The sequence below is a fragment of the Neobacillus drentensis genome (genome assembly GCF_036965645.1).
GTDB lineage: Bacteria > Bacillota > Bacilli > Bacillales > Cytobacillaceae > Neobacillus > Neobacillus drentensis_D.
Genome location: NZ_JBALPZ010000284.1, coordinates 337 through 2,057 on the forward strand (window position 1 = coordinate 337; position 1,721 = coordinate 2,057).

The 1,721-nt window shown below is 31.6% G+C and carries 1 protein-coding gene and 2 pseudogenes; all 3 read right to left on the bottom strand.

The window, feature by feature from the left end:
- A pseudogene (locus V7266_RS30400) lies at window positions 1-262 on the bottom strand (glycosyltransferase); the annotation flags it as partial.
- A 12-nt stretch (window positions 263-274) separates the two neighbouring features.
- Window positions 275-1,435 (bottom strand): polysaccharide pyruvyl transferase family protein, encoded by a 1,161-nt coding sequence (locus V7266_RS30405; protein ID WP_335473003.1) that lies wholly within the window; start codon window positions 1,433-1,435, stop codon window positions 275-277.
- Between the two features lie 16 nt (window positions 1,436-1,451).
- Window positions 1,452-1,721 (bottom strand): annotated as a pseudogene (locus V7266_RS30410) (glycosyltransferase); the annotation flags it as partial.

The window sequence follows — 1,721 nt, forward strand, 5'->3', positions numbered from 1 at the left end:
ATGCAATATTAATTTTCCCTCTAATCAAAAGTTCCATAATTGACTTAAAGAATGATAAAGTAAATAGTTTATATGTTTCAGGAAGAGGTAAAACACGTACCTCCTTTGGTATGAAATCCATAAAAAGGCCATCATGGTTCAACAAAAATAGATCTACATCATATTGTCTATAGTCCAGGTGATAAAGTAAATTTACTAAACTTTTTTCCCCACCACCGGCCGATAAGCTAGGTATTATAAATAGTAATTTTTTTTTCTCCATAATTGACCTCAATTACCTTATTAGTTCTTTTAAATAATCCACAGCTTTATAGGACATTTTTTTAATATTCGGAATGGATTGTTGCAATTTCTGTTTTATCACTACCTCATCTCTCACCATTTCATCAAAGCTGTCTATTAACTTATTGCTATCGGAAATCTCGGTGATCCCCAAAACTAATTTTTCCACTCCAAATAAATCTCTAGCAATTCCCTTTGACTTAACACTATAACCTAATACCATCGTTGGAACATGATTTGAATAGGCAGCAATCGTCGCATGGGTCCTAGCTCCAATAAAAAATCTCATCCTACCAATATAACCCTTATATTGAACGGCATTTAAATTATCTGGTAAGATGAGAACTCTTCCTGTATTTTTGAATTCCTCATAATATTTATTTAAGACCTCATAATCATTATTTCCATGGTCTATTACATGCGGCGTTAAAGCGATTGTCATATCGGTTGTTTTTAAAATATGTTTAATTAATTCTCTTACAGCTTCTTGGGATTGTTTATTCCTTTTCCAAACAAGTGGACTAAAATTTATTCCAATTGTATTTTCAACTTGCCAACCTTTAGGTAACTCCAACTCTTCCTTTTCCATTGTAAATGCTGGGTCAGCAACTAAATGGACGTTATTTAAGCCGTTACTTTTAAGGATGTTATAAGTAAGAGTTTCTCGAGCCAAAATCAGATCAAATAACTTTAAATCTTCAAGTTTTCTTTCAGATAAATCCTCATGACCAATGGAACAGCCCCATAAAACTAATTTCTTCCCTTGTGCTTTAACCCTTTTATCTACCTCATACCACCCTGGCTGCTCTCCATAACAATAATTATCCCCTCCTATAGATAGGCAAATATCAGCATCATTAATATGATTAATTATATTTTGATGAATTTTTCCAAATGCATATGATTCATCATTAAAGAACTTCACTCTGAAAGAGGATAAAAACCACTCATAAGAATATTTTTTTATTTCTGAATCTGATCCGTCATATACCTTATCTAACTTTGGAATAATTTGATCTGTTTCTGGCCTGCTTGATACTAAATATACCTGGGCTTTATTCACCTTTTCTTTAATTATATTAGTAGATGAGCGAACAATTGCCTCACATCCTCTATTTAAACTGCCTCCATGCGCAAACATCATTACTTTCATTTTCTTTCCTCCAAATTTATCTATTTCGAAATCGACTGTATGCAGTTAAAAAGTATAATCCTATTATTGATTTGCGCTCAATCATACTAACTAAGAATTTTTCATACCTACCCAATGTTGTAGACATTTCCCTCTTATATTGAGGCAATGCCTCTCGAACAGATTGATTATTTATCATGCTCTTAATATACTGATATCTTTTTAAGAAACTCAACTCATTGTTTGGTTTAAAATAAATATATAAATAAGACATAACATTATTTATAAGTTTTATTGATTTTAACTC

Bases quoted from the DNA above. Each gene is read 5' to 3' on its own strand.
- V7266_RS30405 (WP_335473003.1), bottom strand. From the start codon at position 1,435: ATGAAAGTAATGATGTTTGCGCATGGAGGCAGTTTAAATAGAGGATGT.